This window comes from Pseudomonas sp. MF09150 (assembly GCF_059862355.1).
This window is the reverse complement of sequence record NZ_JCBCUS010000005.1, coordinates 284,649-310,429: the sequence shown is the minus strand read 5'-3', so window position 1 is coordinate 310,429 and position 25,781 is coordinate 284,649. Positions and strand designations below refer to the sequence as shown.

General features: G+C 61.6%; 23 protein-coding genes. 16 read left to right on the top strand and 7 right to left on the bottom strand.

Annotation, left to right across the window (positions count from 1 at the left end):
* The first annotated feature begins 81 nt into the window (after positions 1–81).
* Positions 82–1,263, top strand: coding sequence for a formate-dependent phosphoribosylglycinamide formyltransferase (gene purT, locus AC19YX_RS20335; protein ID WP_078469961.1), 1,182 nt, complete (start codon positions 82–84; stop codon positions 1,261–1,263).
* A 76-nt stretch (positions 1,264–1,339) separates the two neighbouring features.
* Here purT and AC19YX_RS20330 read toward each other — a convergent pair whose 3' ends face one another.
* From AC19YX_RS20330 to AC19YX_RS20320, 3 genes are all read right to left on the bottom strand, one after another.
* Complete coding sequence (locus AC19YX_RS20330) at positions 1,340–2,650, bottom strand: MFS transporter (protein ID WP_020298973.1); 1,311 nt, start codon at positions 2,648–2,650, stop codon at positions 1,340–1,342.
* A 317-nt stretch (positions 2,651–2,967) separates the two neighbouring features.
* Positions 2,968–4,209: a transporter associated domain-containing protein gene (locus AC19YX_RS20325; RefSeq protein WP_201129590.1), complete on the bottom strand. Its 1,242-nt coding sequence runs from the start codon at positions 4,207–4,209 to the stop codon at positions 2,968–2,970.
* A 12-nt stretch (positions 4,210–4,221) separates the two neighbouring features.
* The gene (locus AC19YX_RS20320; RefSeq protein ID WP_020298975.1) at positions 4,222–5,034 is read right to left on the bottom strand and encodes a cytochrome C assembly family protein; all 813 of its coding nucleotides are present in this window, start codon (positions 5,032–5,034) and stop codon (positions 4,222–4,224) included.
* A 210-nt stretch (positions 5,035–5,244) separates the two neighbouring features.
* Between AC19YX_RS20320 and ffh the strand changes: the two genes are divergently transcribed.
* From ffh to rplS, 5 genes are all read left to right on the top strand, one after another.
* The gene (gene ffh, locus AC19YX_RS20315) at positions 5,245–6,621 is read left to right on the top strand and encodes a signal recognition particle protein (RefSeq protein WP_003209589.1); all 1,377 of its coding nucleotides are present in this window, start codon (positions 5,245–5,247) and stop codon (positions 6,619–6,621) included.
* 248 nt (positions 6,622–6,869) lie between these two features.
* Positions 6,870–7,121: a 30S ribosomal protein S16 gene (gene rpsP / locus AC19YX_RS20310; protein WP_003209587.1), complete on the top strand. Its 252-nt coding sequence runs from the start codon at positions 6,870–6,872 to the stop codon at positions 7,119–7,121.
* Between the two features lie 5 nt (positions 7,122–7,126).
* On the top strand, positions 7,127–7,663 hold the full coding sequence (gene rimM / locus AC19YX_RS20305) for a ribosome maturation factor RimM (RefSeq protein ID WP_020298976.1): 537 nt from the start codon (positions 7,127–7,129) through the stop codon (positions 7,661–7,663).
* The gene (gene trmD, locus AC19YX_RS20300; RefSeq protein ID WP_177326797.1) at positions 7,645–8,418 is read left to right on the top strand and encodes a tRNA (guanosine(37)-N1)-methyltransferase TrmD; all 774 of its coding nucleotides are present in this window, start codon (positions 7,645–7,647) and stop codon (positions 8,416–8,418) included. The genes rimM and trmD overlap by 19 nt, the downstream gene beginning before the upstream one ends.
* A gap of 45 nt (positions 8,419–8,463) precedes the next feature.
* A complete protein-coding gene (gene rplS / locus AC19YX_RS20295) occupies positions 8,464–8,814 on the top strand; it encodes a 50S ribosomal protein L19 (protein WP_003175895.1) in 351 nt (116 codons plus the stop codon).
* 57 nt (positions 8,815–8,871) lie between these two features.
* Here rplS and AC19YX_RS20290 read toward each other — a convergent pair whose 3' ends face one another.
* Positions 8,872–10,998, bottom strand: coding sequence for a DUF4132 domain-containing protein (locus tag AC19YX_RS20290; protein WP_500606861.1), 2,127 nt, complete (start codon positions 10,996–10,998; stop codon positions 8,872–8,874).
* Positions 10,999–11,325: 327 nt separating this feature from the next.
* On the opposite strand from AC19YX_RS20290, the gene AC19YX_RS20285 reads away from it, so the two are divergent.
* Positions 11,326–11,739 carry an acyl-CoA thioesterase gene (locus AC19YX_RS20285; RefSeq protein ID WP_201129592.1) on the top strand — a complete coding sequence of 138 codons (414 nt, stop codon included), beginning with the start codon at positions 11,326–11,328 and terminating at the stop codon, positions 11,737–11,739.
* 8 nt (positions 11,740–11,747) lie between these two features.
* On the opposite strand, the gene AC19YX_RS20280 is transcribed toward AC19YX_RS20285, so the two are convergent.
* Entirely contained in the window at positions 11,748–13,550 is a 1,803-nt protein-coding gene (locus AC19YX_RS20280; RefSeq protein ID WP_500606860.1) for a cation:proton antiporter, read from the bottom strand.
* Positions 13,551–13,657: 107 nt separating this feature from the next.
* Here AC19YX_RS20280 and xerD point away from each other — a divergent pair, with 107 nt between their 5' ends.
* The 5 genes from xerD (at position 13,658) to AC19YX_RS20255 (ending at position 18,928) form a co-directional block, all read left to right on the top strand.
* Entirely contained in the window at positions 13,658–14,554 is an 897-nt protein-coding gene (gene xerD / locus AC19YX_RS20275) for a site-specific tyrosine recombinase XerD (protein ID WP_078469966.1), read from the top strand.
* 157 nt (positions 14,555–14,711) lie between these two features.
* Complete coding sequence (locus AC19YX_RS20270) at positions 14,712–15,443, top strand: thioredoxin fold domain-containing protein (protein ID WP_078469967.1); 732 nt, start codon at positions 14,712–14,714, stop codon at positions 15,441–15,443.
* A gap of 131 nt (positions 15,444–15,574) precedes the next feature.
* Positions 15,575–16,879 (top strand): homoserine dehydrogenase, encoded by a 1,305-nt coding sequence (locus AC19YX_RS20265; RefSeq protein ID WP_500606859.1) that lies wholly within the window; start codon positions 15,575–15,577, stop codon positions 16,877–16,879.
* Between the two features lie 105 nt (positions 16,880–16,984).
* Entirely contained in the window at positions 16,985–18,394 is a 1,410-nt protein-coding gene (gene thrC, locus AC19YX_RS20260; protein WP_020298984.1) for a threonine synthase, read from the top strand.
* Between the two features lie 246 nt (positions 18,395–18,640).
* Positions 18,641–18,928, top strand: coding sequence for a DUF3509 domain-containing protein (locus AC19YX_RS20255; protein ID WP_020298985.1), 288 nt, complete (start codon positions 18,641–18,643; stop codon positions 18,926–18,928).
* 165 nt (positions 18,929–19,093) lie between these two features.
* Here AC19YX_RS20255 and AC19YX_RS20250 read toward each other — a convergent pair whose 3' ends face one another.
* Positions 19,094–19,987, bottom strand: coding sequence for a TIGR02285 family protein (locus tag AC19YX_RS20250; protein ID WP_078469968.1), 894 nt, complete (start codon positions 19,985–19,987; stop codon positions 19,094–19,096).
* A gap of 54 nt (positions 19,988–20,041) precedes the next feature.
* Positions 20,042–21,241 carry a CaiB/BaiF CoA transferase family protein gene (locus AC19YX_RS20245; protein WP_500606858.1) on the bottom strand — a complete coding sequence of 400 codons (1,200 nt, stop codon included), beginning with the start codon at positions 21,239–21,241 and terminating at the stop codon, positions 20,042–20,044.
* A 362-nt stretch (positions 21,242–21,603) separates the two neighbouring features.
* Between AC19YX_RS20245 and AC19YX_RS20240 the strand changes: the two genes are divergently transcribed.
* The 4 genes from AC19YX_RS20240 (at position 21,604) to AC19YX_RS20225 (ending at position 25,624) form a co-directional block, all read left to right on the top strand.
* Positions 21,604–22,098, top strand: a complete 495-nt coding sequence (locus AC19YX_RS20240) for a YjfI family protein (protein ID WP_500606947.1) — start codon at positions 21,604–21,606, stop codon at positions 22,096–22,098.
* A 14-nt stretch (positions 22,099–22,112) separates the two neighbouring features.
* Entirely contained in the window at positions 22,113–22,808 is a 696-nt protein-coding gene (locus AC19YX_RS20235) for a PspA/IM30 family protein (RefSeq protein ID WP_078469969.1), read from the top strand.
* A 63-nt stretch (positions 22,809–22,871) separates the two neighbouring features.
* On the top strand, positions 22,872–23,513 hold the full coding sequence (locus tag AC19YX_RS20230) for a hypothetical protein (protein ID WP_500606857.1): 642 nt from the start codon (positions 22,872–22,874) through the stop codon (positions 23,511–23,513).
* Between the two features lie 35 nt (positions 23,514–23,548).
* On the top strand, positions 23,549–25,624 hold the full coding sequence (locus tag AC19YX_RS20225) for a flotillin family protein (protein ID WP_078469971.1): 2,076 nt from the start codon (positions 23,549–23,551) through the stop codon (positions 25,622–25,624).
* The last annotated feature ends 157 nt before the right edge of the window (positions 25,625–25,781 follow it).

Here is a 25,781-nt window from a genome sequence, read left to right as displayed (position 1 = left end):
GTAAAATGCCGCGCTTTCTCCCCATGGGTCGCCCGTCTGGTGCGCGGCCCTCGATGATCCGCTCCTTTTGAGGACCTGCAGATGACCCGTATCGGAACTCCATTGTCGCCAACCGCGACCCGCGTTTTGCTTTGTGGCTGTGGCGAGTTGGGCAAGGAAGTGGTGATCGAGCTGCAGCGCCTGGGCGTTGAAGTGATTGCCGTGGATCGCTATGCCAATGCGCCGGCGATGCAAGTGGCTCACCGCAGCCACGTCATCAACATGCTCGACGGCGCGGCCCTGCGGGCAGTGATCGAGGCGGAGAAACCGCACTTTATCGTGCCGGAGATCGAAGCCATCGCCACGGCGACCCTGGTCGAACTGGAAGCCGAAGGCTTCACCGTGATCCCGACTGCGCGTGCCACGCAACTGACCATGAACCGTGAAGGCATCCGCCGCCTGGCCGCTGAAGAGCTGGACCTGCCGACCTCGCCCTACCACTTTGCCGACACCTTCGAGGACTATTCCAAGGCGGTTCAAGACCTGGGCTTCCCCTGCGTGGTCAAGCCGGTCATGAGCTCCTCGGGCAAGGGTCAGAGCCTGCTGCGCAGCGCCGACGACGTGCAGAAGGCCTGGGATTACGCCCAGGAAGGCGGACGTGCCGGCAAGGGCCGGGTGATCATCGAAGGCTTTATCGATTTCGATTACGAAATCACCCTGCTGACCGTGCGTCACATCGGCGGCACCACCTTCTGCGCGCCCGTCGGGCACCGTCAGGAGAAAGGTGACTATCAGGAGTCCTGGCAGCCTCAGGCCATGAGCCCCAAAGCCCTGGCGGAATCCGAGCGCGTGGCCAAGGCCGTGACCGAGGCGCTGGGTGGCCGTGGCCTGTTTGGCGTCGAGCTGTTTATCAAGGGCGATCAGGTGTGGTTCAGCGAAGTGTCGCCGCGCCCGCATGACACCGGCCTGGTGACCCTGATTTCCCAGGACTTGTCGCAGTTTGCCCTGCATGCGCGGGCGATCCTGGGCTTGCCGATTCCACTGATTCGCCAGTTCGGGCCATCAGCTTCGGCAGTGATTCTGGTGGAAGGCCAGTCGACCCAGACCGCATTCGCCAACCTGGGCGCCGCCCTGAGCGAGCCGGACACCGCCCTGCGCCTGTTCGGCAAGCCGGAAGTCAATGGTCAGCGCCGCATGGGCGTGGCCCTGGCGCGTGACGAGTCGATCGAGGCCGCACGGGCCAAGGCGACCCGCGCTTCGCAAGCGGTGGTGGTCGAGCTCTAAAGGCCGCGCCGGCAAGCTGGCCCCTACAGGTGTGCGTTAAACCGTGTAGGTGCCGGATTGCCGGCTATCCGTTCTATCAAGCGACCCGATTCAGGTCGTTATCCCGCGTTTCTTTCAGGCACAGCACAGCGATCAAGCTGAGCAGCGCTGCCGCCGACACATACCCACCGACATAACTCAGGCCGCCCATCGCCACCAGCTTCGTGGCAAAGAAGGGCGCCGCCGATGCGCCGACAATTCCGCCCAGGTTATACGCTGCCGAAGCGCCGGTATAACGCACGCGGGTCGGGAACAGTTCCGGCAGCATCGCGCCCATCGGGGCGAAGGTCACACCCATCAGGAACAGTTCCAGGGCCAGGAACAGCGCCACTGCCCAGGTCGAGCCGTGGGTCAGCAGCGGCTCCATGGTGAAGCCCGACAGGATGGCCAGCACTGCGCCGACGATCAGTACCGGCTTGCGCCCGTAACGGTCGCTGGCCAGGGCGGCAATCGGTGTCGCCAGGCCCATGAACAGCACGGCGAAGCACAAGAGTCCGAGGAAGGTCTCACGGCTGTAGCCCAGGGTCGACACGCCGTAGCTCAGGGAAAACGCCGTGGTGATGTAGAACAGCGCGTAACACACCACCATTGACGCCGCGCCCAGCAGGACCGGCAGCCAATGCTGGCTGAACAGTTCTACCAGCGGCACTTTGACGGGCGCTTCGTGGGCCACCGCGTTGGCAAACACCGGGGTTTCATGCAGCTTCAAGCGGGCATACAGGCCAACCATCACCAGCGCGGCGCTGAGAATAAACGGGATGCGCCAGCCCCAACTGCGGAACTGCTCGTCGCTGAGGTTCATGGCCAGGATCAGGAACAAGCCGTTGGCTGCCAGGAAGCCGATGGAGGGGCCCAGTTGCGGAAACATGCCGAACCAGGCGCGCTTGCCCTTTGGCGCGTTCTCGGTGGCCAGCAACGCCGCGCCGCCCCATTCGCCGCCAAGGCCCAGGCCCTGGCCGAAGCGCAGTACGCACAACAGGATCGGCGCCCAGGCCCCGATGCTGTCATAGCCGGGCAGCAAGCCGATCAGCGTGGTACAGACCCCCATCAGCAGCAGGGAGGCCACCAGGGTCGATTTGCGGCCGATGCGATCGCCAAAATGGCCGAACAGCGCCGAACCCATGGGGCGGGCGATAAAGGCAATGCCGAAGGTCAGGAACGAGGCAAGCATCTGCGCCGTGCCGGAGGTTTGCGGGAAAAACACCGGGCCGATCACCAGCGCGGCGGCCGTGGCGTAGATGTAGAAGTCGTAGAACTCGATGGCAGTGCCAACGATACTCGCCGTGGCAACGCGAGCGGTCGAGTTGGTCGGGGCGGCGGTCGCGGCCTCGTTATAGGTGGTGCTCATTGAAGTATCCCTGACGGTCATTGCGCGTTTGGACGCGGATTATTATTAGTCGTACACCCCCTGGGTCAGGGGCGTGCGCGGGGTGGCTCGGGATGGGAGCAAACACCGTTCAGACACAGTAAAGCGGTGCCTGGACGCGCTAAGTGCGGGTAGCACGCGGTCGGGCGGGGCTTGGGTAAGCCAGGGGATTATAGGAAGGGGGCTATCGATTCAACAAGGGGGAAAAACAGCGTTTTTTTTCAGAAAACAGCCGCTATCTTGCGGGTTTAATCGCTATGAGGCGGCTGTTTTGCGCTGATTTCGCCTTAGCTTGAGTTTTATCTCGTGACGGGTGTCGAGCTGGTGTGCCAGATCAACACGCGGCTGATGCGGTTGTCTTCGGTCTCGAGGATTTCCAGGCGATAGCGGCCGATCTTCAGGCAGACGGCGCTGTCGGGTATGGTTTCCAGGGCTTCGGTGACCAGGCCGTTGAGGGTTTTCGGGCCATCACTGGGCAGGTGCCAGCCCAGGCTCTTGTTCAACTCGCGAATCGACGCGGCCCCTTCGATCACGTAGCGACCATCGGCTTGCGGGTGGATGTGCGGGTTGTCGAGGCTGTGTTCGCTTTCGAACTCGCCGACGATTTCTTCGAGAATGTCTTCCAGGGTGACGATGCCCAGGACTTCGCCGTATTCGTCGACCACCATGCCCAGGCGGCGCTGCTGTTTGTGAAAGTTCAGCAGTTGCAGTTGCAGCGGTGTGCTTTCCGGCACGAAGTAGGGTTCGTGGCAGGCGCTGAGCAGGGCGTCCTTGGTCAGGCTGGCATCCGGCAGCAGATGGCGGATCTGCCGGGTGTTGAGCACCGCCTCGACCTGGTTGATATCACTGTGGAACACCGGCAGCCGAGTGCGCTTGGAGACGCGCAGCTGCTCGATGATGTCTTCGATGGGGTCGTCGAGGTTGATCCCGTCGACTTCACTGCGCGGCACCAGGATGTCGTTGACCGTGATGTTGTCCAGGGCATGGATGCCCGACAGCAGGTGCGGGCGGCAGTTGGCAGGTTCGTGGCTCGACGGATGTTCCGACTCGGGCGCCAGGTCATCCTCGCTGTGCTTGACCACGCCGACCTTCGGGGTAAAGGGGCGCAGCAGCAACAGGCTGATGGCATTCAGCAACCAGGCGCCCGGATAGATGATCTTCAGTGGTACGCCCAGCAGGGTATTGCCCAGGGCCAGAACCCCTTCCGGGTAGCGCACGGCCAGGGCTCGCGGCAGGTAGTCGGCGAGCACCAGGAGCAGGCAGGTGGCGATCAGGCAGGCCATCCACGGGCCGTTCTGTTCCCAGTAGAACAGCGCGAGCAGGGTGCTGAGGATCACCGTCAGCACCCGGCACAGGGTGTTGCACAGGATCAGGCTTTCGCGAGGGAAGCTCAGGCGGGCCAGGGGCCTGTCGCCGGAGCGAGAGGCGTTGCGCAGGGTCAGCAAGTGCTGCTGGGCGATTTCGATGGCGGTGAACAGTGCCGACCATAAAACCAGCAAGGCCAATACAGCGAGCATCGGCCCTATAGGCAAGTTGTCCATGATGGCTGCTCGTCAGATATGCAGGATGTATTCGCGGACCAGCTTGCTGCCGAAATAGGCCAGCATCAGCAGGCAGAAACCGGCCAGGGTCCAGCGAATGGCCTTGTGGCCGCGCCAGCCGAGGCGGTTGCGCCCCCACAGCAGCACGCTGAACACGATCCACGCCAGGCAGGCCAGCAGGGTCTTGTGCACCAAGTGTTGGGCGAACAGGTTTTCGACGAACAGCCAGCCGGAAATCAGCGACAGCGACAGCAGGGTCCAGCCGGCCCAGAGGAATCCGAACAGCAGGCTTTCCATGGTTTGCAGCGGCGGGAAGTTCTTGATCAGCCCGGAGGGGTGCTTGTTCTTGAGTTGATGGTCCTGCACCAGCAGCAGCAAGGCCTGGAACACGGCGATGGTGAACATGCCGTAGGCCAGAATCGACAACAGGATGTGGGCGAGAATCCCCGGCGCTTCGTCGATGATCTGCACCGTGCCGGTGGGCGCGAACTGCGCCAGCAACACCGTGGCTGCACCCAGTGGGAACAGCAGCAACAGCAGGTTTTCCACCGGGATCCGCGAGCAGGCCAGCAGGGTCAGCGCGATCACTGCAGCGGCAATCAGGCTGGCGGCGCTGAAGAAGTCCAGGCCGAGGCCGACCGGCGTCATCAGGTGGGTGAAAAGGCTGGCACTGTGGGCCAGCAGGGCGAGGATGCCCAGCGTGACCAGCAGGCGCTTGTTCGCCTTGGCGCCCTTGGCCAGACGAGTGCCTTGATAGAAGGTCGCAGCGGCATATAAACAGGCGGCGGCGAGAGTGGTTAGCAAGCTGGGTGACAAGGGGAGCATAAATCCTGTGAGACAAGCCCGAAAGGCGTTGAGTTTGGCATAGAACCCTTATGGCACGAAAGACCGCGCAACCAGACAGCGAGGTGTCCGCCGCGCGCAGTCTTCGCTATAATCCGCGACCTGCCCACGCCGCAGGCTCGCCGAGCACATGTTGATTCCGGTCTGGGCCGCCATTATCCCGGTCTACACAGGGCCTGAAAGGATCGCGCAATGTTTGAAAACTTAACCGACCGTCTCTCGCAGACGCTGCGCCATGTCACCGGCAAGGCCAAGCTGACCGAGGACAACATCAAAGACACCCTGCGTGAAGTGCGCATGGCGTTGCTCGAAGCCGACGTCGCCCTGCCGGTGGTCAAGGACTTCGTCAATTCGGTGAAGGAGCGTGCGGTCGGCACCGAAGTGTCGCGCAGCCTGACACCGGGCCAGGCCTTCGTGAAGATCGTCCAGGCCGAACTCGAAAGCCTGATGGGCGCGGCCAACGAGGACCTTAACCTCAGCGCCGTACCGCCTGCCGTGGTGTTGATGGCCGGTTTGCAGGGCGCGGGTAAAACCACCACCGCCGGCAAACTCGCGCGCTTCCTTAAAGAGCGCAAAAAGAAATCGGTGATGGTGGTGTCCGCCGACGTTTATCGTCCGGCAGCCATCAAACAGCTGGAAATGCTCGCAGGCGAAGTCGGTGTCACCTTCTTCCCGTCCGACCTGAGCCAGAAGCCGGTCGATATCGCGCAAGCAGCTATTAAAGAAGCAAAACTCAAATTCATCGACGTGGTAATCGTCGATACCGCCGGTCGCCTGCACATCGATGAAGAGATGATGGGTGAGATCAAGGCCCTGCACGCCGCGATCAACCCGGTAGAGACCCTGTTCGTGGTCGATGCCATGACCGGCCAGGACGCCGCCAACACGGCCAAGGCCTTTGGCGATGCACTGCCGCTGACCGGTGTGATCCTGACCAAGGTCGACGGCGATGCCCGGGGTGGTGCCGCGCTGTCGGTGCGGGCTATTACCGGCAAGCCGATCAAGTTCATCGGTATGGGCGAGAAGAGCGAAGCGCTCGAGCCGTTCCACCCCGAGCGTATCGCTTCGCGGATCCTCGGCATGGGCGACGTGCTCAGCCTGATCGAGCAGGCTGAAGCGACCCTCGACAAAGACAAGGCCGACAAACTGGCCAAGAAGCTGAAGAAGGGCAAGGGCTTCGACCTCGAAGACTTCCGTGATCAGCTGCAACAGATGAAGAACATGGGCGGCCTCGGCGGCCTCATGGACAAGCTGCCGAACATCGGTGGCGTCAACCTGGCGCAAATGGGCAATGCCCAGGGCGCGGCAGAGAAGCAATTCAAGCAGATGGAAGCCATCATCAATTCCATGACCCCGGCCGAGCGCCGCGACCCTGAGCTGATCAGCGGTTCGCGCAAGCGTCGGATCGCCATGGGCTCCGGCACCCAGGTGCAGGACATCGGTCGCTTGATCAAGCAGCACAAGCAGATGCAGAAGATGATGAAGAAGTTCTCCGCCAAGGGCGGAATGGCCAAAATGATGCGCGGCATGGGCGGAATGTTGCCCGGCGGCGGCATGCCGAAGATGTAAAGAATCCGCGTCGGCAGTCATGCCGGCGCTTTCCACGGGGACGTGGAATCTCCAGCAAACCCGCACTTGGGGGCGCTGACCAGCCGTTGTTCGCAATGGCTCCATAGCAAATCTGGATGGCGAGCCGATAGGCGCCGGAAAAAGACATTTGCAAAAGTCCGGATATTCCTTAGAATATGCGGCCTTTCGGGCACCTATGCCCGCTGTGCATTTAGATTTGCAGCACCGACTACAGGAACGATGTTCACATGCTAACAATCCGTCTTGCCCTTGGCGGCTCCAAAAAGCGCCCGTTTTACCACTTGACCGTGACCGACAGCCGTAACCCACGCGACGGTTCGCACAAAGAACAAGTTGGTTTCTTCAACCCGATCGCTCGTGGTCAAGAAGTCCGCCTGTCCGTGAACCAAGAGCGCGTAGCCTACTGGCTGAGCGTTGGTGCACAACCTTCTGAGCGCGTTGCTCAGTTGTTGAAGGATGCATCTAAGGCTGCGGCCTGAGCAATATGAACGCGACGCCTGCCATTGCTGATGATTTGATCGTTATCGGCAAGATTTATTCTGTTCATGGCGTTCGCGGCGAAGTGAAGGTTTATTCCTTTACTGATCCAACCGAAAACCTGTTGCAGTACAAAACCTGGACGCTCAAGCGCGAGGGTAGTGTGAAACAGGTCGAGCTGGTCAGTGGACGCGGGAGCGATAAGTTCCTGGTCGCAAAGCTCAAGGGTCTTGATGATCGTGAAGAAGCTCGTCTTCTGGCTGGTTATGAGATCTGCGTGCCGCGCAACCTGTTCCCTGAATTGACCGACGGCGAGTACTACTGGTACCAGCTGGAAGGTCTGAAGGTTATTGATCAACTTGGGCAATTGCTCGGGAAAATCGATCATCTTCTGGAAACCGGCGCCAATGATGTAATGGTGGTCAAGCCTTGCGCTGGCAGCCTGGATGATCGTGAACGCTTGTTGCCCTATACCGGGCAATGCGTGTTGGCCGTCGACCTGGCAGCGGGCGAGATGAAGGTGGAATGGGACGCGGACTTCTAAGCGTGGCTAATTTGCGCGTTGAAGTGATCAGTTTGTTTCCCGAGATGTTTTCCGCCATCAGCGAGTACGGCATCACCAGTCGTGCGGTGAAACAGGGGCTGTTGCAGCTCACCTGTTGGAATCCGCGAGACTACACGACGGATCGACATCACACTGTGGACGATCGCCCATTTGGCGGTGGCCCGGGCATGGTGATGAAGATCAAACCCCTGGAAGATGCTCTGGTTCAGGCCAAGGCAGCAGCCGGGGAGGCGGCGAAGGTTATTTACCTGTCCCCCCAAGGCCGTCAACTGACTCAGTCGGCGGTACGCGAGTTGGCGAATGAGGATGCACTGATCCTGATTGCCGGCCGCTATGAAGGCATTGACGAGCGTTTTATTGAAGCTCATGTCGATGAAGAGTGGTCGATTGGCGACTATGTACTCTCCGGTGGCGAGCTGCCGGCGATGGTCCTGATAGATGCGGTTACACGACTGCTGCCTGGAGCTTTAGGGCATGCGGACTCCGCCGAGGAAGATTCCTTTACGGACGGTCTGCTTGATTGCCCGCATTACACCCGACCGGAGGTGTATGCGGATCAGCGTGTTCCCGACGTGTTGCTAAGTGGCAACCACGCACACATCCGGCGTTGGCGTTTACAGCAGTCCCTTGGTCGGACCTTTGAACGACGCGCCGATCTTCTGGAAAGCCGCTCGCTTTCTGGAGAAGAGAAGAAGCTGCTCGAGGAATACATCCGCGAGCGGGACGATAGTTAACAACGTATCGATGGTAAGTCAGACGATTTACCTTAGGAGCACAGCATGACTAACAAAATCATTCTTGCACTCGAAGCAGAGCAGATGACCAAAGAGATCCCTACCTTTGCCCCGGGCGACACTATTGTCGTTCAGGTGAAAGTGAAGGAAGGCGACCGTTCGCGTCTGCAAGCGTTCGAAGGCGTCGTAATCGCCAAGCGTAACCGTGGTGTGAACAGTGCTTTCACTGTTCGTAAAATCTCCAACGGTGTTGGCGTAGAGCGTACTTTCCAGACCTACAGCCCGCAAATCGACAGCATGGCTGTTAAGCGTCGCGGTGACGTACGTAAAGCCAAGCTGTACTACCTGCGTGACCTGTCGGGTAAAGCAGCTCGCATCAAGGAAAAACTGGCTTAAGTCCAGCTTCCGATGCAGAAAAAGCAGCCTACGGGCTGCTTTTTTATTGCCTGGCATTTAGCGCCCTGACGGATTCAGCAGGGCGCAGACGGTATTGGCGATCCTCTCCAGCAGCACCTCGTCATACGGCAGCCAGGGCAGGGCAGCCAACTTGCCACTTTGCGCCGCCAACGCCACATCCGCCGGCGCTCCGTCGCGCGACACGCGCCCGGTGACCAGGTGCACCGCGTAATCCCCGACCCGCACATGACGCCCATCCATCGCCACCTTGCCTTCCTCGATCAGCGGGGCGAAGGCCGTGCTCAGTACATGTCGGCGCATCAGCGTCATCTGGTTGAGATTGTGTCCAGACAGAAGCTCCAGGCGTTGCTCCCTCTTGCCTGGGGGCATTGGGCTGATAGGCTCGCCAGCGGCGTTCTGCGTCAGCTCTTCGATGGCGAAACTGCTGATGCTGACCAGTAGATCGATGGCCCGGCAGGCTTCTGAAAATACCTGTGGCGGCACATTTTTCAGCAGCACGGGCCGCCAGTGTTTCTCGCTACGCCGGGCGAAATGTACGGCGCCGGACAGGCAGTGGCCCTGCAGGCCCGGGTAGAGTTCGGCCCCCACTTCGAAGGTGACCCGGATATCCCCCAGGTTCCGGTTCAGGCCGCCGTCGCGGTCGATCTTCCAGCCTTCGCGACGCGCCAGGCCGATCAGCGGGCGGATGGACAGGCTGTGCCCGGCGAATACCTGGCTGGCGTGGCTCTCCAGTTCCTCTGGCGGCGGCAGGTAGAACTCGCGAAACACCTGGCGCAGTGGCTGCTTGATCCGGCGTTCGATGATCAGGCGTTGCCAGGCCTGGCGTTCCGCTGCGCCGGCGGACAATGGATGCCACAGCGAAATCCGGCCCCCGGCCTCCAGTGTCAGCGGCTGACCCTGGGCATCAACCGCATGGGCGTTGGCGTTCAGCACGAAGCTGCGACTTGGCCCCTGGTCCTGATGGGCAACCCATATCAGTGAGCGGGCAAAGGGCGCGCCCACGGCGGAGTCCGCCAGTTGCGCTCGCCAGTCGCTAAAAGACAACTCAAAGGGCTGCCACAGCCCGGACTCCAGGCAACTGGCCAGGAGTGCGTGCTGGGCCTTGCCGGGCGCGCTGGTCGGTGCCAGGCGCAGGGCGATTTCGGGGCGTTGTGCCAGGCCGCGTTCGGCAGGCTTGAGGTTGCGCGTGAGTTTTTTCTGGACGCTGGCATGCCGCACCAGGCTCAAGGCGCTGCGCAGAGCCTGCACACTTTCCGGAGTGGGGACCTGCTCGATGCAGTGACCCAGGGCGATGGCCAGGGATTGCGACGGCGCGGTCTTGGCCTGGGTCGGGGCGACGCAGGCCTTGGGCAGCAAGCTGTCCATCAGCGGCGGCAGCCACGGGGCATCGCGCATTAACGCGACCCGGGCAGCTCGGGCGATCACCGGCGTGTCATCGATGGTGAAGGCGCCATCGGCCACATAGGGCGTGTGACCGCTGTGGATATCTTCCAGGCGCCGGGCGGCGAGGTTGAGGATGTGCTGCGAGAACTCGACGTACACGGCGTCCCCCATCAGCACCCAGGCGGGGTCGGCGCTCAGGTGGTGATGACCGGTCCAGTAGTCGCTGCCGGCAAGGGCCAGCCGTGATTGTGGCTCCAGGTGCTCAAGCAGCTCGAATTCCTGTCGGGCATAGGGCGCATTGGCGTAACGCTCTTGCACGCAACGTCGCAGCGCGGCCTGGGCTTCTTCATCGACCCACTGCGTCAGGACGTAGGCCTGATGGTAATTCGCCGCCCAGTGCGCAGAGGGTTCATCGAGGATCCTGCGCAGCTCGCTGGCCAATGCGGCGCTCGGCTGGCCGGTGGCATAAGCCAGTTGCTCCACAGCTTCCTGCCAGTTCAGGCAAGTGCGCAGGGCCTCCAGCAGGGTGCCTTGATCGAGAGTCGGGCTCAGTTCCAGCTGCGTGACCTGTTGCAGGATCGAGGTCGCCATCTGTTGCGCAGCCGGGTTTGCATAGTCGCGCAGGGCCCGGCGGATAGCCGGCCAGAGGCTGCCCAACTGAGCGGGTGTCAGGGGGCTGATATCGATCGGTGCGCCAACAAAGGCTGGATGATCCGGCCTGTCGGTGCTCAGGCGTTGCAGCAGGTGCTCGACGAGCAAGGGCGTGGGCAGGGCATCCATGGCGCATGGGTCTCCTTTTTCGGTGCGCGGATAATCGCATTTTTTTGTGGCTGAGCGTCGCCTCTGGCGTATCGCGGGTTCTATCGGCCCCAGGCGGGCGGCGATATACTCACCGCCCCAATAAAGTGTGATCGCCCGAGCCATGCAGCCTGCATGGGCCAGAGGGTGCGTCACATCCTCTCGGCGGCCCCGGCCTGTTGTTATCCACAGGCGGGCGGCCACCCCGTTGTTCCCATCGAGCCCCTGGTCGCTGCCGTGCAGCGCTCATCGGCCCTTTATGCCCGCAGCGTGCCCATGCGCGGGTCGACCCATTCAGGCAGTAGACCCATGACCCTTCGTGAGCAAGAAATCCAGCGCCGTACCGAGCTGTCGGTCACCCGTGTGACCAAGGCGGTCTTCCCCTCCACCACCAACCACCACAACACCCTGTTCGGCGGCACGGCCCTGGCCTGGATGGACGAAGTGTCGTTTATCGCCGCGACCCGTTTCTGCCGCCTGCCGCTAGTGACCGTGTCCACCGATCGCATCGACTTCAACCACCCGATTGCCGCCGGCTCGATCGTCGAGCTGGTGGGGCGGGTGGTGAAAGTGGGGAATACCAGCCTCAAGGTCGAGGTTGAGGTGTTTGTCGAAAGCATGAGTTGCGATGGGCGTGAAAAGGCCATTCACGGCCTGTTCAGCTTTGTCGCGATTGACGAAGACAAACGCCCGGTCCCGGTGCTGCCGGGTTTTGCCGTCTGAGTAACGCCTCAGGCGCTGTCCTTCTCGATCAGCGCCAGCAAGGTCCAGCCGGCAGTCGGTTGCAATGCGCTCTCTGGCGTGACCACGTGCACCCAGCCGTTGCTGTCGCGGGCGAAGAGCAGGGTCGCGCGTTCGCCGTGCAGGGTCTGGTAGTCGTCCCAGGTGAACCCGGTGGTCAGGTGGGTGCTGTAGAGCTCGGCGCCCTGGTTCAGCAGGCTGGCCAGCCTGTTGAAGGTCAGGGTTTCACTGCCCAGCAGGTGCCCGCGGTGCTCAAGGCTGGCGCGGTGTTTGTCGGTGCGACGGTTTTCCAGGCCGCTGGTCAGGGTGAACAGGCGCTGGTGGCCGAAGTCGTGGCGAAAGCGCATGGCGGCCACGGCATTCAGCTCGCCGGCGGGAGACAGCGCCAGCAGGTGGCCGAGGCCGACCAGGTCCAGGTGGGCGTCAGCATGCTGTGACGCCGGGTTGCCGAAGTAGGTCGGCAGGCCGTCCATGCGGGCGGCGCGGATGTTCTCCCAGTTGGAGTCGGTGAGCAGTACCCGGCTGCCCAGTTGCTGCAGGGCTTTGCCGATGGTTCGCGCGGGTGTGTTGGCGCCGACGATCAGAAAGCCGCTGGGCGCCGGCTCCGCGACTTTCAGCAGGCGCGCCAGTGGGCGTGCGGTGGCGCTTTGCAGGACCACGGTGCCAATGATCACGGCAAAGGTCAGCGGCACCAGCAGCAAGGCGCCTTCGTGGCCGGCCTGGTCGAGACGGATGGCGAAGATTGCCGACACGGCTGCGGCGACGATGCCCCTGGGGGCAATCCAGCAGAGCAGGGCGCGCTCGCGCCAGTTCAGGCTTGAGCCGGCGGTGGACAGCATGACGTTCAGCGGGCGGGCGATGAACTGGATCACCAGCAGCAGAATCAGCACCAGTGGCCCGAGGGCGATCAGTGCCTGCAGGTCCAGGCGCGCCGCCAGCAGAATGAACAGGCCGGAAATCAGCAGCACACTGAGGTTTTCCTTGAAGTGCAGGATCTGCCGCACATCGACGCCCTTCATATTGGCCAGCCACATGCCCATCACCGTCACCGCCAGCAGGCCCGACTCGTGCATCACTTGGTTGGCGGCAATGAAAATCCCCAGCACCGTGGCCAGGGTGGCGAGGTTGTGCAGATACTCCGGCAGCCATTGATGACGCATGACACTGCCCAGGGCCCAGCCGCCGCCGATACCGAACAGGCTGCCGCACAGGATCACGCCGCCAAAGGTCATCAGGCTGTGGCTCAGGCCGTCGCCGGATGCGCTGGCAATGATGAAGCTGTAGACCACCACCGCCAGCAGGGCGCCGATGGGGTCGATGACAATCCCTTCCCAGCGCAGGATGTTGGCGATCGAGGCCCGGGGGCGCACCACCCGTAACATCGGCACGATCACTGTGGGTCCGGTGACCAGGGTCAGGGTTCCGAACAGCAGGGCCAGCATCCAGTCGAAGCCCAGCAGCCAATGGGTTGCCAGGCTGATCACGGCCCAGGTCGAAAGGGCGCCGATGGTCACCAGGCGCCGCACGACTCGGCCGATTTCGTGCCACTCGGAAAGGCGCAGGGTCAGGCTGCCTTCAAACAGGATCAGCGCCACCGCCAGCGACACCATGGGCATCAGCAGCGGGCCGAACAGCTCTTGCGGGTCGAGCCAGCCGAGCAGCGGGCCGGCGAGGATCCCGCTCAGCAGCAGGAACAGGATGGCCGGCAGCTTCAGGCGCCAGGCCAGCCATTGGCAGCCCAGGGCAGCGACGCCGATGCCGCCGATGGCCAGCAGTATCTGTTGTTCGTTCATTGAAGCTCCCTGTTCCTTGAAATAGCCGGCTATGAAAGACTAGCGACCCTCAGCACAGTTCACTATTTATTTAAGCGCGGCCTTTGGCCTGCGCCTTTCGAGTATTTATGGCCGCCATCGACCATCCCCTGATCGACCGTTTTCTCGATGCGTTGTGGCTGGAAAAAGGCCTGTCGGACAACACCCGCGATGCCTATCGCAGTGACCTGGCGTTGTTCAACGGCTGGTTGCAGGAGCAAGGGCTGGAGCTGCCCAATGCCGGGCGCGAGCTGATCCTCGATCACCTGGCCTGGCGCGTCGAGCAGGCGTACAAGCCGCGTTCCACCGCGCGTTTTCTATCCGGGGTACGGGGCTTCTACCGTTACTTGCTGCGGGAAAAACTGATCGCCGTCGACCCGACCCTGCAAGTCGACATGCCGCAACTCGGCCGGCCGCTGCCCAAGTCGCTGTCGGAAGCGGATGTCGAAGCCCTGCTGGCCGCGCCGGACTTGAGCGACGCCATCGGCCAGCGCGACCGCGCCATGCTCGAAGTGCTGTATGCCTGCGGCTTGCGGGTCACTGAATTGATCAGCCTGACCCTGGAACAGGTCAACCTGCGCCAGGGCGTGTTGCGGGTGATGGGCAAGGGCAGCAAGGAGCGCCTGGTGCCCATGGGCGAGGAGTCGATTGTCTGGGTCGAGCGCTATATGCGCGATGCCCGGGGCGAGTTGCTCGGCGGACGGCCCAGCGATGTGCTGTTCCCCAGTCAGCGCGGTGAGCAGATGACCCGCCAGACCTTCTGGCATCGCATCAAGCACCAGGCCAAGGTCGCGGGGATCGGTAAGTCGCTGTCGCCCCACACCTTGCGCCATGCCTTTGCCACCCACCTGCTCAACCATGGCGCCGACCTGCGTGTGGTGCAGATGTTGCTGGGGCACAGCGACCTCTCGACCACCCAGATCTACACCCATGTGGCCCGCGCCCGCCTGCAGGATCTGCATGCCCGACATCATCCGCGCGGCTGATCGATAACCGACCGCTGCCAACGCTCTTGCGTCAGCTGTAGTCGGCCCCTGCGGGCATATGTGATAGGCTTTGCCGGTTTGCAAAGTGGGCGGTTATGACCCGGTGTTCCAGTACGGGCGTTCTACCCGTCCCATTTGTCCGCCTCCAGGAGTTCCCATGCGCGTGACCCAGATTATCGCCGCCGCAGCCATTGCGTTGGTCAGTACCTTTGCCGTTGCCGATGACGGCGCTGAAAAAGCCATTCGCAAGAGCCTTGAAAGCCTGCAGCTTGAAGTGCCGGTGGAAAGCATCACCCTCAGCCCGCTGCCCGGTCTGTACGAAGTCAAGCTCAAGGGCAGCCGCGTGCTGTACGCCAGCGCCGACGGCCAGTTCGTGATGCAGGGTTACCTGTTTCAGCTCAAGGACGGCAAGCCGGTCAATCTGACCGAAAAAACCGAACGCCTGGGCATTTCCAAATTGATCAACGGCATCCCTGTTGCGGAAACCGTGGTTTACCCGGCCATCGGCGAAACCAAGACCCACATCACCGTCTTTACCGACACCACCTGCCCTTACTGCCACAAGCTGCACGCCGAAGTGCCCGAGCTGAACAAGCTGGGTATCGAAGTGCGTTATGTTGCGTTCCCGCGCCAGGGTCTTGGCTCGCCGGGCGACGAGCAGTTGCAGGCGGTCTGGTGTTCGGCGGATAAAAAAGCCGCCATGGACAAGATGACCGACGGCAAGGAAGTCAAGGCGGCCAAGTGCGCCAACCCGGTTTCCAAGCAGTTCGCCCTGGGCCAGTCGATTGGTGTGAACGGTACGCCGGCCATCGTTTTGGCTGATGGCCAAGTGATTCCGGGCTACCAGCCTGCGCCACAAGTCGCCAAACTGGCGCTGGGTGCGAAATAATCCTGCGTCGTCGAGCCTTTGACGATCATGGCGTGGCGCTTTCGGTCGCTGCGTCATTAATAGAGAGCCGCGCGGTCTGCGGCTGATTTCCACGGCCGACCTTGAGTCGGCCGTTTTATGGGGAGTTCAAAGTGAATCCGGTCAAAGTAGGCATCTGTGGGCTGGGTACCGTCGGTGGCGGCACCCTCAACGTACTTCAGCGTAACGCCGAGGAGATTGCCCGCCGTGCCGGGCGTGGAATCGAAGTGGCACAAATTGCCATGCGTACGCCAAAGCCTCAGTTCCAGACGACCGGTATTGCGATTACCAACGATGTCTTCGCCGTGGCCACCAACCCTGAAATCAATATCGTCATCGAGTTGATGGGTGGCTACACCGTCGCCCGCGAGCTGGTGCTCAAGGCCATCGAAAACGGCAAGCACGTGGTTACCGCGAACAAGGCGCTGATTGCCGTCCACGGCAATGAAATCTTCGCCAAGGCCCGTGAAAAGGGCGTGATCGTCGCCTTTGAAGCTGCAGTGGCCGGCGGTATCCCGGTGATCAAGGCGATTCGTGAAGGCCTGTCAGCCAACCGCATCAACTGGGTGGCCGGGATCATCAACGGCACCGGTAACTTCATCCTCACCGAAATGCGCGAGAAGGGCCGTACCTTCGAAGACGTGCTGGCCGAAGCCCAGGCCCTGGGCTATGCCGAAGCCGACCCGACCTTTGACGTCGAAGGCATCGATGCGGCGCACAAGCTGACCATCCTGGCGTCCATCGCCTTTGGTATCCCGCTGCAATTCGACAAGGCCTACACCGAAGGCATCACCAAGCTGACCACCGCCGACGTGAACTACGCCGAGGCCCTGGGCTACCGCATCAAGCACCTGGGCGTGGCGCGCAGCACCGCTGCCGGCATCGAGTTGCGCGTGCACCCGACACTGATCCCGGCTGATCGCCTGATCGCCAATGTCAACGGCGTGATGAACGCCGTGATGGTCAATGGCGACGCCGCCGGTTCGACCCTGTTCTACGGCGCTGGCGCCGGCATGGAGCCGACCGCTTCGTCGGTGATCGCCGACCTGGTGGACGTGGTTCGTGCCATGACCAGCGACCCGGAAAACCGCGTGCCGCACCTGGCCTTCCAGCCGGACTCGTTGTCGGCCCACCCGATCCTGCCGATCGAGGCCTGCGAAAGCGCCTACTACCTGCGGATCCAGGCCAAGGATCATCCTGGCGTGCTGGCCCAGGTGGCGAGCATTCTGTCGGAGCGCGGCATCAACATCGAGTCGATCATGCAGAAAGAAGTCGAAGAGCATGACGGCCTGGTGCCGATGATCCTGCTGACCCACCGCGTGGTGGAACAGCGCATCAACGATGCGATCAACGCCCTGGAAGCCCTGCAGGGTGTCGTGGGTCCGGTGGTCCGCATCCGTGTCGAACATCTGAATTAACAGCAGCTGCAAGCCTCAGGCTTCAAGCTGCAAGTGAGAGCAGAGCCGCTTTTCACTTGTCGCTTGCAGCTTGCAGCTTGCAGCTCAAACCGAAGGTTTGCTCCTATGCGCTATATCAGTACTCGTGGCCAGGCACCGGCCCTGAATTTCGAAGATGTGCTGCTGGCAGGTTTGGCCAGTGATGGTGGTCTCTATGTGCCGGAGTGCCTGCCACGCTTCACCCAGGAAGAAATCGCCTCCTGGGCCGGCCTGCCGTATCACGAGCTGGCGTTCCGGGTCATGCGCCCGTTCGTTGCAGGCAGCATTCCGGATGCGGATTTCAAGAAGATCCTGGAAGAGACCTACGGTGTGTTTTCCCACAGCGCCATCGCCCCATTGCGTCAGCTGAATGGCAATGAGTGGGTCCTGGAGCTGTTCCATGGCCCGACCCTGGCGTTCAAGGACTTCGCCCTGCAACTGTTGGGTCGCCTGCTCGATTACGTGCTGGCCAAGCGTGGCGAGCGCGTAGTGATCATCGGCGCGACCTCCGGTGATACCGGCTCGGCGGCGATTGAAGGCTGCAAGCATTGCGAAAACGTCGACATCTTTATCCTGCACCCGCACAAGCGTGTGTCGGAAGTGCAGCGTCGGCAGATGACGACCATCTTTGGCGAGAACATCCACAACATCGCCATCGAAGGCAACTTCGACGACTGCCAGGAAATGGTCAAGAACAGCTTCGCTGACCAGGGCTTCCTCAAGGGCACGCGGCTGGTGGCGGTGAACTCGATCAACTGGGCGCGGATCATGGCCCAGATCGTCTATTACTTCCACGCAGCTCTGCAGTTGGGCGGCCCGGCACGTTCGGTGGCGTTCTCGGTGCCGACCGGCAACTTCGGCGACATCTTTGCCGGTTACCTGGCGCGCAACATGGGCTTGCCGATCAACCAGTTGATCGTCGCCACCAACCGCAACGACATTCTGCACCGCTTCATGAGCGGCAATCAGTACGTCAAGGAAACCCTGCACGCGACCCTGTCACCGTCCATGGACATCATGGTCTCGTCGAACTTCGAGCGTCTGCTGTTTGACCTGCACGGTCGCAACGGCGCGGCCATCGCGGGCCTGATGGACAGCTTCAAGCAGGGTGGTGGTTTCAGCGTTGAAGAAGAGCGCTGGACCGAAGCCCGCAAGCTGTTCGATTCCCTGGCCGTGGATGACGCACAGACCTGCGAGACCATCGCTGAAGTCTTCGCCCAGTGCGGCGAGCTGCTGGACCCGCACACCGCCATCGGCGTGAAAGCGGCCCGCGAGTGCCGTCGCAGCCTGGATACGCCGATGGTGATCCTCGGTACCGCACACCCGGTCAAGTTCCCGGAAGCGGTGGAGAAGGCCGGTGTTGGCAAGGCCCTTGAGCTGCCGGCGCACCTGTCCGATCTGTTCGAGCGCGAGGAACGGTGCACGGTCCTGGCCAACGACCTGAAAGCGGTCCAGGGGTTTGTCAGCCAGCACGGTAACCGCGGCAAGCCGCTCTGATCGAGCAGGCTGCGCAGCTCTTGAAGCCCGTCTGATGACGGGCTTTTTTGTGGTTGTCGCCCAGGCGGATTGTGCCGATGGGAACCGGTCTGTGTTTTATCCTTGTCATCTTTGCCGTGCATGCTCGCAAGACTCGGGTCGGTATGACCTGGGGCCTGCTGACGAACTTTCTTCTCGGGCCGGTGGTCACTTATTGTGGACACGCCCTAAAGCACTGTGTTTTCGGACTATTGAGTGGTGATCGAGATGGAAAGTATCAGCCTATTGCTGGGTGAAGCTTTGAGCCCGTATCAGGTAACTCTGACCCCGTCGGGTGCCCATGGCGAATGCCTGGTGACCTTGAAAAATGTGCAGGGCGCCATCGTGCTCGAACGTGAGATCAATCAGGCGCAGTTGACTGACAAGCGCCTGTTGACCGATGTCGTTGATGGCCTGCACCGAGATTTGTTGATTGCCGAAGGGCGTCTGGAACCCTGCGTGATTGCAGCCTTGCGCAATGCGGCGCAAGAAAAGGCCTTCGACAGAAGGCCCTGATTTAACTTTTTGCGGAACCTTCCTGCCCCAGGGTCGTCAGACCTTGTATCAGCAGGATCAAGCATTGTGCTCCGGTGCTTGTAGCTTGTTGTACTGGTCTTTGTAGGCCACGTTTAACCCCGAGTCGTCTCCCCACTTCTCGGGGTTTCTTTTGTCCGGCGTTTATTACTGCTCGGGTTTTTCGCGAAAAAGCGCCAGGGCATCCTTGCGGTATTCCTCGCGTATCGGCGGCTCCAGCCAGGCGGCATACAGCTCGATCAGGCGGTTCTGGCGCAGTTGCAGCAGGGTCTGGTTGATGCGCTCGATGGCGTGTCGCCCCTGGGCTGTGTTCGAGCAGCCGACATGCACCGCCTGGTATTTTTGTACGCCAATAATCGGATAGAACTCCAGACTGCTCGGGTCGATGCCTTGCTGTTGCGCCTGGAAGCGGATTTCCGGCTGGTAGCCGATCAGGGTCTTGAGCCTGCCCAGGCGCTGCATCTGCAGCAGGTTGCCAATGGCGCTGTTGCCATAGTGGGCGGTCAGGGCATCGCTGGGGGCTTTGCCCAGCAGGCTGTCGATCTGATCGCCATAACTGCGCTCGGCGACGATGCCGACGCTACGCGGTCCGCTGGCCAGCAACGCTGCCAGGTCCAGCCGACCGTCCTGGATAAATGGCCGCAGGCTGGCATGATCCTGGCGCAGGGCTGCCACGCCATTGCTGAAGGCGCGAAAACTGATTTTGGAAAACGCCACCCACTGCGCGCGCTGCGGGGTCAGCATCAATGATGGGTCGCAGGCGAAGGGCGAGTCGCGGAGCATCTGTATGCCGCGGGCGCGGTTGACGTGGACGATGGTGTGTTCGTATTCCGGCATGCTGGCGAACAGGGCGGGCAGTATTTGATCGACCACGCCCTGGTCTTTTTGCGGGCCATCGAAAATCGTGGTCGGCGGCAGGTCGCGTAACAGCCAGAGTAGGGTTTCCTTGGCCTGGCCGATCTGTGGAAACCCGCTCAATACCAGCAGCAGCGGCAGGATGCGCTTCACGGAAGTGGTTCGCCGGCTGCTGCGTGGGTCCATCAGGGGGTCGATTCTCTGTGGCAAACATTCATCCTGCTGCATCCTCGTCAGGGGCTAGATCGCCCCGGCTGCGCGCAGACGGCTGATCTGCTCGCGGTCATAACCCAATGCGTCCAGTACCTGCGTGGTGTGCTCGCCCAATTGCGCGCCGACCCATTCGCAAGTACCCGGCGTCTCAGAGAGTTTCGGCACGATGCCGGGCATCTTGAAATCTTTCCCGTCCGGCAGCTTGGCCTGGAGGAACATTTCCCGGGCCAGAAACTGCGGGTCGCTGAACATGTCCTCGGCGCTGAAGATCCGGCTGGCGGGCACTTCGGCGCGGTTCAGCTGTTCGACCACCTGGTCCAGCGGCAGCGAACTGACCCAGCGATCGATCACTCCGTACAGTTCGTCACGCCGGCTGTCACGCCCGTCATTGCTGGCCAGGACCGGGTCGTTGGCCAGGTCTTCACGACCGATCAGCAGCATGAAGCGCTTGAAAATCGCATCGCCGTTGGCCCCGATCTGCACGTGTTTGCCGTCGGCGCTGGTGTGGATGGACGAGGGGGTGATGCCGGGCATGATATTGCCGGTGCGCTCGCGGATAAAGCCGAATACATCGAACTCCGGAACCATGCTTTCCATCATCGCGAAAATGGCTTCATACAACGCTACGTCGACCACCTGTCCCTGGCCGCCGTTGACCTCTCGATGGCGGAGCGCCATTAATGCGCCGATCACGCCCCACAGGGCGGCAATCGAATCGCCGATGGAAATCCCGGTGCGTACCGGCGGGCGATCCTCGAAGCCGGTGATGTAGCGCAGGCCGCCCATGGATTCACCGACCGCGCCAAAACCCGGCTGGTCCTTCATGGGGCCGGTCTGGCCGAAGCCGGAGAGGCGCACCATCACCAGCTTCGGGTTGAGGGCGTGGAGGACGTCCCAGCCCAGCCCGAGTTTTTCCAGGACGCCGGGGCGGAAGTTCTCGATCAGGATGTCGGCATCGCTCAATAACTGCTTGAGGATGGCCAGGCCGTCGGGGTGCTTGAGGTTGAGGGTCAGGGACTTTTTATTGCGTGCCTGGACAAACCACCATAGCGAAGTGCCCTCATACAGCTTGCGCCACTTGCGCAGAGGATCGCCGCCATCCGGGGACTCGACTTTGATCACCTCGGCCCCGAACTCGGCGCAGATGCGCGAGGCAAAGGGGCCGGCAATCAGGGTGCCGAGTTCGATCACTTTCAATCCGGCGAGAGGCTTGCTGAGGGTATTCATGGGGCGTCCGCGAGGCAGGAAAATCCGCCTAGCCTAGACCATTGATGGCGTTTAGGGCACTGCCGGGCGCTGGCCTTTTTCCTGGGCGGCGTGGCGTGGCCGGGCAATTGGTGCTTCTCATTCAGGGCTCCAGCGGGTTTAATTGCCGTCTGCCAAGGATTGCGCGCTTCGGAAAACCAGGGAAAGGTCCTCGTGTCTTGTTTACCTCCCTCCCTTTTTCCGGCTTCAGGCGTGCCCTGAGGTTTTGTTTTGCGTGCCGAAAAAATGTCTTTTTAGTATCACGCGTGATGCTATTGAAATTCTCACGCGTGATGAATTAATCTCTCTTCCATGCAAACCGAGTCCTCAGTTAATACCCACGAATATTTCGCCAACGCCTGCATGACCGGGGCCCGGTGGAAAAGGAAGGAGACATGAGCATGCCGCAAACCTGGAATGCCCAAGCACTGTGTCAGGCCCTGGCCGGCACCGAGTTGTTCAGCGCTGGCGATGCCAGTATCGAGTTGCTCGACGGCGCCGACGCCAGCCTTCACGTGACCATGCATGAATACGGCGACTTGCCGCTGTTCGTGGCCTTGCACGGAGGGCAGATCCTGGTTGAGGCGCTGCTCTGGCCGCAGAGCGCGGTGAGTGATGTGGCGGCTTTCAACGAGGAAGTGCTGCTCAGTCGCCAACTGTTTCCGCTGTCGAGCATCGGTCTGGACACCCAGGCCGATGGCGAACGCTGCTACAGCATGTTCGGCGCCTTGAGCGCGACCTCGCTGCTGTCCAACGTGCTGTACGAGATCGAGACCCTGGCCAGCAACGTGATTCGCGCGACCGAGGCTTACGAAGGCTATCTCAAGGCTCAGGCCTGATTGGAGGAATGCACATGAACGTTTGGAGCAAATTGCTCACCGCTCTGCGTGGTGGCGCGACGGAAGCCGGCGAGGCCCTGGTGGACAGCCAGGCGCTGCGTATTCTCGATCAGGAAATCCGCGATGCCGAGCAGGCGTTGCGCTCATCAAGAGAGTCTCTGGCGCAGATCATGGCGCGCCAGAAGCTGGCGTCCGAGCAGGTGCAGAAAACCGCGGCCCGTGTCAGTGAATACGAAACCCATGCCCTCAAGGCCCTGGAAGTCGGCAACGAAGCCCTGGCCCTGGAAGTGGCAGAGAAGATCGCCCAGCTCGAAGCCGAGTTGCGTGCCGAGCGGGAACAGGCCGAGGGCTTTGCCGCCAGCGTCAGTCAGTTGCGCAAGGCGGTGAATCAGACCGAGGGCAATATCAAGCATTTGAAACAACAGGTGGATACGGTCAAGGCCACCGAAAGCGTGCAAAAGGCCCAGTTGGCCGTGGCCCAGCGTTATGGCGGCACCCAGAACAAACTGCAAACCGCGGTCGAGTCCCTGGAGCGCATCAAGCGCCAGCAGGCTGAACGCGCGGCGCAGATGGAGGCGGCCGAGGAGTTGGCCAGCGCCGCCAGCCCCGAGGACGCGCTGCATGCCAAGCTGCGGGCCGCCGGGATCATTGAAGACCGCCATAGTGCCAACAGCGTGCTGGCGCGTCTGAAGGACCAGGGCAAGACCTGATTCACCGTTGTCGATGGGCGGGGCCAACTGGCCTTGCCCGCTTTTTTCAGGGATAGGAACGCGATGGAAATCTTCCTGCAGACCGTATTGTCATTTCCCACCGTGCTGTTCAGCTTCATGCTGTGCCTGGCGGTCATCTACTGGGCGATCGTCGCCCTGGGTATGATCGACATCGACCTGCTGGACGTCGAGGCCGACTCGCTGTTCGAAGGCACTGGCAACGCCGAGGGCCTGGCCGGCCTGCTGATCAAGTTCAAACTCAACGGCATTCCGCTGACCCTGGTCCTGACCCTGCTGTTTTTCTTCAGCTGGTTCATTACCTATTTCGCCGAGCTGTTCGTTCTCAGCCACCTGGACCTGGGGCTGTTGCGCTATCCCCTGGGCCTGGTGCTGGCCGTGATCGCGCTGTTTATCGCCGCGCCCATCAGTGCGCTGGTATGCAGCCCGTTGCGGCCCTTGTTTCACAAGATGGAAGCGCCCAACAGCCGATCAGTGATCGGGCAAACGGCGGTGATACGCAGTGGCCGGGTCACCCTGGAGCACGGCGAAGCCATTTTGCAAGACGGTGGCGCGGGCCTGATCCTGCGCGTGCGTGCCGATGAGGCACTGGCTTTCAAACGCGGCGATCGCGTCGTGTTACTGGAGTATCTGGAGGCGCAACACGCCTATCGGGTCATTACCGAGGCCGAGTTCCGGGGCATCTGACCCCGACTCCCTCAGATCAAAGGAGATTGATTTCAATGAACTTACCGTCACTGCTGCCCATCCTGTTCGGGGTCGGCCTTGTCGTTCTGGTGGTCTTCGGCCTGCTGGCGCTGTTCAAGGCCTTCTACATCAAGGTCCCGCAGGGCACCGCGCTGATCGTCAACGACATGTCCTCGACACCCAAGGTGCATTTCACCGGCGCCCTGGTGTACCCGGTCATCCACCTCAAGGAGTTCATGAAGATCTCCCTGCTGACCCTGGAAGTCGACCGTCGCGCCAAGGACGGGCTGATTTGCCGTGACAACATGCGCGCCGACATCACCGTGGCTTTCTACCTGCGGGTCAATGAAACCCAGGAAGACGTGCTCAAGGTGGCCAAGGCCATCGGTGTCGATCGTGCCTCCGATCGCTCGGCAGTCAACGAGCTGTTCAACGCCAAGTTCTCCGAAGCCCTGAAAACCGTCGGCAAGCAGTTCGACTTCGTGCAGCTGTTCGAGAACCGCCAGGATTTCCGCGATCGCATCATCGAAGTGATCGGCAACGACCTCAACGGCTATGTGCTGGAAGACGTGGCCATCGACTACCTGGAACAGACCGCCAAGCATTCCCTGGACCCGAGCAACATTCTCGACGCCGAGGGTATTCGCAAGATCACCGAACTGACAGCCATGCAGAACGTGATCACCAACGAACTGGAGCGTAACCAGGAACTGGCGATCCAGAAGAAAAACGTCGAGACCCGCGAAGCCTCGCTGTCCCTCGAACGCCAGCAGGCCGATGCCGAAGCGCGGCAGAAGCGCGAGATCGAAACCATCCGCGCCCGCGAAGAAGCCGAGACCTCCAAGGTCCAGCAAGAGGAGCGCCTGAAGTCCGAGCAGGCTCGCATCCAGACCCAGCAGGAAATCGACGTACGCACCGAGAACCATCAGCGCGAAGTCGAAGTGGCGCAGCAGAACCGCCAGCGGGCGGTGGTGATCGAGGTGGAGAAAGTCACCCGCGCCAAAGACCTGGAAATCGTCTCGCGCGAGCGTGAAGTCGAGCTGCAACGCATCGACAGCGAAAAAGCCCTGGAAGAGCAGCGCAAGAACATCGCCGTGGTGATTCGTGAGCGCGTCGCGGTCGAGAAGACCGTGGCCCAGGAAGAAGAACGGATCAAGGAAGTGCGCGAGATCTCCCAGGCCGAGCGCGCCAAGCAGGTCGTCGTGCTCCAGGCGCAAGCCGAAGCCGAGCAGGAAATGGTCCGCCAGGTGAAACAGGCCGAAGCCGACGAAACCCGCTCCAAGCATCGCGCGGTGGAAATCAACAACCTGGCCCAGGCCGATCTGGAAGCCGCATCCAAGCAGTCCGAAGCCAAGAAACGCCTGGCCGAAGGCCTGGAAGCCGAACGCGCTGCACCTGGCCTGGCCGATGCGCGGGTTCTGGAAGTCACCGTCGCCGCGCAAGAGAAGGAAGGCATGGCCCAGGCACGGGTTCGCGCCGAGCAGATGATCGCTGAAGCCCGTGGCGAGCAGGAAAAAGGCCTGGCCGACGCCCGCGTCATGGAAGCTCAGGCGCAAGCCAAAGAGAAAGATGGCCTGGCCGAAGCCAAGGTCATGGAAGAGAAGCTCGGTGCCCAGGCCCGTGGCGAAGCCCAGTTGGGCGCGGCCAAGGCCCAGGCCACCAAGGACATGGGTTCGGCCGAGGCCGAAGTATTGCTGGAGCGCCTGAACGCCGAAGCCGAAGGCCTGGGCAAGAAGTTCGGTGCCCTGGATTCCCTCAGCGACAGCGCCCGTCAGCACGAAGAGTTCCGCATGCAATTGGAGAAGAACTTCGAGGAAGCGATGGCTGCCATCGCCGCCAACAAGGACATCGCCAAGGACCAGGCACAAGTGCTGTCCGCTGCCCTCAGCAAGGCGAAGATCGAAATCGTCGGCGGCGAAGGCGACTTCTTCAACTCCTTCGCCAAGTCGCTGTCGGTGGGCAAGGCCATCGAAGGCGTGGTCGGCAAGAGCCCGGTGGTCCAGGACGTCCTGTCCCGCTTGCTCAATGGCAAAGGCATTCCCGCCGTAGCCGCCGAGCTGGCCGCCGCTGCTGCCGAGCGCAAGCTCGAAACTCCGGCAGCCGAAGCCTGATGCACCTGTAGTCGCTGCCGAGCCCGCGAGGCTGCGCTGGCCCTGACAACCCTCCGGATAACCCCGGAAGATCAACGGTTTGTCAGGCGCCAGCGCCCTCAACCTTCAGCAGCCACGCCAGCTACAGCCCATCGCATCAACTAGCAGCGCCCAGTTT

Bases quoted from the DNA above. Each gene is read 5' to 3' on its own strand.
- rimM (WP_020298976.1), top strand. From the start codon at position 7,127: ATGAACGCGACGCCTGCCATTGCTGATGATTTGATCGTTATCGGCAAG.
- trmD (WP_177326797.1), top strand. From the start codon at position 7,645: ATGGGACGCGGACTTCTAAGCGTGGCTAATTTGCGCGTTGAAGTGATC.
- AC19YX_RS20330 (WP_020298973.1), bottom strand. From the start codon at position 2,650: ATGAGCACCACCTATAACGAGGCCGCGACCGCCGCCCCGACCAACTCG.
- AC19YX_RS20280 (WP_500606860.1), bottom strand. From the start codon at position 13,550: ATGAACGAACAACAGATACTGCTGGCCATCGGCGGCATCGGCGTCGCT.
- AC19YX_RS20230 (WP_500606857.1), top strand. From the start codon at position 22,872: ATGGAAATCTTCCTGCAGACCGTATTGTCATTTCCCACCGTGCTGTTC.
- rpsP (WP_003209587.1), top strand. From the start codon at position 6,870: ATGCTAACAATCCGTCTTGCCCTTGGCGGCTCCAAAAAGCGCCCGTTT.
- purT (WP_078469961.1), top strand. From the start codon at position 82: ATGACCCGTATCGGAACTCCATTGTCGCCAACCGCGACCCGCGTTTTG.
- AC19YX_RS20250 (WP_078469968.1), bottom strand. From the start codon at position 19,987: ATGGACCCACGCAGCAGCCGGCGAACCACTTCCGTGAAGCGCATCCTG.
- rplS (WP_003175895.1), top strand. From the start codon at position 8,464: ATGACTAACAAAATCATTCTTGCACTCGAAGCAGAGCAGATGACCAAA.
- AC19YX_RS20285 (WP_201129592.1), top strand. From the start codon at position 11,326: ATGACCCTTCGTGAGCAAGAAATCCAGCGCCGTACCGAGCTGTCGGTC.
- AC19YX_RS20255 (WP_020298985.1), top strand. From the start codon at position 18,641: ATGGAAAGTATCAGCCTATTGCTGGGTGAAGCTTTGAGCCCGTATCAG.
- AC19YX_RS20320 (WP_020298975.1), bottom strand. From the start codon at position 5,034: ATGCTCCCCTTGTCACCCAGCTTGCTAACCACTCTCGCCGCCGCCTGT.
- thrC (WP_020298984.1), top strand. From the start codon at position 16,985: ATGCGCTATATCAGTACTCGTGGCCAGGCACCGGCCCTGAATTTCGAA.
- ffh (WP_003209589.1), top strand. From the start codon at position 5,245: ATGTTTGAAAACTTAACCGACCGTCTCTCGCAGACGCTGCGCCATGTC.
- AC19YX_RS20225 (WP_078469971.1), top strand. From the start codon at position 23,549: ATGAACTTACCGTCACTGCTGCCCATCCTGTTCGGGGTCGGCCTTGTC.
- AC19YX_RS20290 (WP_500606861.1), bottom strand. From the start codon at position 10,998: ATGGATGCCCTGCCCACGCCCTTGCTCGTCGAGCACCTGCTGCAACGC.
- AC19YX_RS20270 (WP_078469967.1), top strand. From the start codon at position 14,712: ATGCGCGTGACCCAGATTATCGCCGCCGCAGCCATTGCGTTGGTCAGT.
- xerD (WP_078469966.1), top strand. From the start codon at position 13,658: ATGGCCGCCATCGACCATCCCCTGATCGACCGTTTTCTCGATGCGTTG.
- AC19YX_RS20235 (WP_078469969.1), top strand. From the start codon at position 22,113: ATGAACGTTTGGAGCAAATTGCTCACCGCTCTGCGTGGTGGCGCGACG.
- AC19YX_RS20245 (WP_500606858.1), bottom strand. From the start codon at position 21,241: ATGAATACCCTCAGCAAGCCTCTCGCCGGATTGAAAGTGATCGAACTC.
- AC19YX_RS20325 (WP_201129590.1), bottom strand. From the start codon at position 4,209: ATGGACAACTTGCCTATAGGGCCGATGCTCGCTGTATTGGCCTTGCTG.